Below are 4,953 nucleotides of genomic sequence, written 5' to 3' on the forward strand. Positions count from 1 at the left end.
TAAGTAATGGTACCTACACGGTTGATGTTGTAGATGGTTCAGGATGTACAGGAGCACAAGCAACTGTAGAGATTTTTGAAGCTTTATCAGGTACAGTTGTAGTAACCAATGCAAGCTGTAATGATGGATCTATTGAAGTTTTCCCTGTAGGAGGAGATGGTAATTACGTTTATTCAGTAGTAGTTGCAAATGATCCTGTTCCTGCAGACGGAACTTTTAATAATACAAACCCTATTACTTTATCAGGAAATACATACGATGTATATATTAGAGATAATAATGGATTAAATAATTCTGCAACAGACACTTTCTGTCAGTATGTGATTGAAGATGTTGTAGTAGCAGCTACACCAGTTGTTAATATTACACCAACAGCTAATCAACCTATATGTAATGGTGATTTAGGTAGCATTGATATTGCTATTTCAGATGGAGAGTCTCCTTATGACTTTACTGTTTTTGATTCATTAGGTGGATCAGTTGCTAATATTGTAAACCATTTAGGAAATTCAATTTCTTTTAATGATTTACCAGCAGATACTTATGATATTACTATTACAGATGAATTAGGTTGTTCACAATTTGTACAGGTTACATTAGATGATCCAGTTGCTTTGGTAATGGATATAGATCCAATTTTACCTCCTGGTTGTGCTATTGATCCAACTAATACAGGTATTGATTTTATTAATATTGACCCTAATGATTATCTACCTTATACTTTACAATACAGTATTGATAATGGTGCTACATGGATTGATTTTACTGATACGAATGGTCAGGTTAGAAATTTAAATTCAGGAGATATTATTTTCCCTGTTTTACGTATTTCAGATGGAACTGGAGGAACAGGTAATACTAGATGTATCTTATCTTATGGTCAATATGAAATCCCATATAATGTTGAAGGTTTAATTGTTAATCCAGTAGCTAATCCTGGTACTTGTTCAGGAGGGTTTAGTGTTACAGTAGAAGCAATTAACGGAGTTGGTCCTTTCGAATTTGCAATAGATTCAGCTTCAGGTTGGATTGGCCCAGATGTTCCTGGTGGTAATACAGCTACATTTTCAGGATTAACACCTGGTCAATCTTATGATTTCTTTGTAAGAGATGCCAGTGGTTGTATTGAACAAAATAATGAAGATTTATATGCTGATTTTACACCATCTGTATTAATTACTTCTACAGTGAATAATGCAGAGTGTAATGCAGCTTCAAATGGTACTATTACTTTCTCTATAGATAATACTAGTGGAGATCTAACAGATCCTTTTGATTGGACACTATATAAAAGGGATGCTAGTAACAATGGAGTTGCCGTAGCAGGATACACAAATATTACCCAAAATGGTTTTGCAGACATAACGGTAACAGGTCTTGATCAAGGAGAATATTATATTGAATTAACTAATACAAGTGGAATTGTTCCTTTCTGTCAATTTGCAAGTGCAGATGTATTAATCCAAGAAGGTACACCAATCTCAGGTAATTTAGCAGTTGTTAATAATATTACTTGTAGTGTGGACGGTTCTGTAAGAATAGAGAATGTTAACGGAGGTTTCCCAGGTTACACGTACACGGCGTCTGTATATGAAACGGGTACACCAGCTAATACAGTGGTTAGTACTTTATCTGGTAACATAGTATCAGTAGCAGCATCTGATTTAGGAGCTTACACTTCTGTTGATGTAGAAGTGTTGGTAACAGATACGAATGGTTGTACAACTAATTTAGGCCCCGTAACATTAACATTAAGTCCATCACCAACTATTGATAGCGTAGTAACAGATACATGTGATACTAATAAAACAATTACTGTAACCGTATCTGGAGGTACTGCTCCTTATCAATATTCAACAGATGGGGGAGCAACTTTTTCTGCAGCTACAACTAATACAACGTATACTTTTAACAGTTTAACTGCAGGTAGTTATGATGTTGTTGTACAAGATGCTAATGGATGTTCTGATAATCAAAATTCAGTAATTATATATCCATCTCTAAATTACACGTTAACAACTGGTCAGAACTTAAATTGTTCACCAGGTGAAGCTGTTGTAGATATTACAGTAGATTCAGGAGCAGCGTTAGGAGTAACAGGAGATTTTAGTTATGTAATAACTGCAGTTGCACCACCAGCAGTAACTCCTGCAACTAATACAGGAACAATTACAGGAGCAGCAACATCAACTTCTCACACAGTTACAGCTGAAGGAACGTATGAAGTTGTTTTAACAGATAATAATTCAGGGTGTGTTGTAACGCAACAAATTACAATAGCACCAGCTATTCAGCCAGATTTCAGTGCGGTGGCAAGTGTAAACAATATTTGTTTTGGTAGCACTGATGGAGTAATTCAGATTACAGAGGTAAACAATAGTATCAATCCATTAACTTACAGTATAAGTGTTGTAAGTGGTGGTCCATATTCAGGTAGTATTGATATGACTACTTTAACATATTCAGGATTACCAGCAGGAGTTTATGATATTACCGGAGAGGGAACAAATGATTGTACTACTACAGTTCAAGTAACTATTTCACAGAACCCAGATGTAACACTAACTACAACTGTTGATGAGTTTGGTTGTTCAACAGGTAATGTTACGGATAATGCAGTAGTAAATACTAGTGCAGGAGGCGGAACAGGTACGTATGTACGTTATGTATTTGTATACGATAATAATACACCAGCCGATACTACCGATGATGTTACACAAGACAGTGCTAATGACAGTTTTGTAGTAACCAATGAAGCAGGCGGTTCGGTAGCTGTAACGGTTTATGATGACAACGGATGTATAGCAACAGCTACACAAGTGGTAGCACCATTTAATGGATTAAGTAATGCAGATTACGTAGTAACAAAAGAGGTAGACTGTAGAGCTATGCCATTAGGCGGAGCAGATTTAAACATCACGTTTGATTCTAGTGTAAGTGCCATCAATGCAGATGTAACAATTACAGGTTCAACAACTTCATACACAGATACACAAAGTGGAACATCACCAGTAAGTTTCACAGGAGTTCCAGCGGATACTTATACGGTGACGATTACCAATCCAATAACAGGATGTGTTTTAAGCACTACCATTTTAGTAGAGGAAGCACCAACGTTTAATATGGATGTTAATAAGACGAGTGATGTAGCATGTGTTGGAAGTAATGAAGGATCTTTTACGTTTGATTTCAGTACAAGTTCACCATATACAGGAAACTACAACTATGATGTAATTAACAATGCAACTAGTCTATCAGTAACAACAGGCGTTGGAGTAGGCGGTACACCAGTAAGCATTACTGGTTTAGCAGCAGGAGTTTATTATGTTCAGGTAACGATGACTGATAGTCCATTCTGTCCAGTAACTACGCCATTAGTAACTATTGATGAGCCAACGGCACCGTTAGCTTTATCAACGAGTGCTATTGCTGTAAGTTGTAATGGAGGATCTGATGGCAGTATTACAGCAACCGGATCAGATGGTTGGGGTGGTTATACTTATAGTTTAACACCAGTAACAGGAACTTCACCAGCAGTAGGTTTCAGCACAAACAATGTGTTTAGTGGTTTAACAGCAGGTACTTATGATATCACAGTAAGAGATGCTAATGGCTGTGAGGAAGTAGTAACAGAAACGGTTCCGGATGCTAGTTTAGTAGAGTTTACGGTTACACATATTGATAATTCATGTGATGCAAGTTTAGGCGGAAGTATAGAAGTAACACCAACAGGTGGAACAGGTACTTATACGTTTACTTTAACCAATACAGGTACAAGTTCAGTAGTAGCAAGTGGAACAGGAACAGGAGTTTACACCTTTACCAATGTAGGAGCAGGAGATTATAGCGTATCAGTTGTAGATAGCAATAACTGTCCAGGTACAGCGTTAACGAGTCCATTAGTAACTATCAGTCCAGATTTAGCTTTCACAGCTATTCAGACAAAGAATATAGATTGTTCAGTGAGTCCAGATGGAGTTATTACTGTTGATATTACATCAGGTTCAGGTACCTATGAATATTCAGTAGTAAATAGTTCATCAGCAGTTATCGTAGCACAAACATCAACAGGTGGAACTACATTTACATTTGATGTAAGTACAGCAGATACGTACACAGTAGAAGTGTTTGATATGGCCGCTACCCCAGTATGTTCAACTACGGTTGACGTAGTGGTTGCACCAGCTATTCAGCCAGATTTCAGTGCAGTAGCAAGTGTAAACAATATTTGTTTTGGTAGCACTGATGGAGTAATTCAGATCACAGAGGTAAACAATAGTATCAATCCATTAACATACAGTATAAGTGTTGTAAGTGGTGGTCCATATTCAGGTAGTATTGATATGACTACTTTAACATATTCAGGATTACCAGCAGGTGTTTATGATATTACCGGAGAGGGAACAAATGATTGTACTACTACAGTTCAAGTAACTATTTCACAGAACCCAGATGTAACATTAACTACAACTGTTGATGAGTTTGGTTGTTCAACAGGTAATGTTACGGATAATGCAGTAGTAAATACTAGTGCAGGAGGCGGAACAGGTACGTATGTACGTTATGTATTTGTTTATGATAATAATACACCAGCCGATACTACAGATGATATTACACAAGACAGTGCTAATGACAGTTTTGTAGTAACCAATGAAGCAGGCGGTTCTGTAGCTGTAACGGTTTATGATGACAACGGATGTATAGCAACAGCTACACAAGTGGTAGCACCATTTAATGGATTAAGTAATACAGATTACGTAGTAACAAAAGAGGTAGACTGTAGAGCTATGCCATTAGGCGGAGCAGATTTAGATATCACGTTTGATTCAAGTGTAAGTGCCATCAATGCAGATGTAACAATTACAGGTTCAACAACTGCATATACAGATACACAAAGTGGAACATCACCAGTAAGTTTCACAGGAGTTCCAGCGGATACTTATACGGTGACGA

The 4,953-nt window shown here is 37.1% G+C and carries 1 protein-coding gene; it reads left to right on the forward strand.

Annotation, left to right across the window (positions count from 1 at the left end):
• Nucleotides 1–4,953: beta strand repeat-containing protein (locus ACFQ1U_RS13655; RefSeq protein WP_386109328.1), on the forward strand; the 4,953-nt coding region annotated here is incomplete at both ends.

Source organism: Tenacibaculum geojense (genome assembly GCF_042676005.1).
GTDB classification, from domain to species: Bacteria; Bacteroidota; Bacteroidia; order Flavobacteriales; family Flavobacteriaceae; genus Polaribacter; species Polaribacter geojense.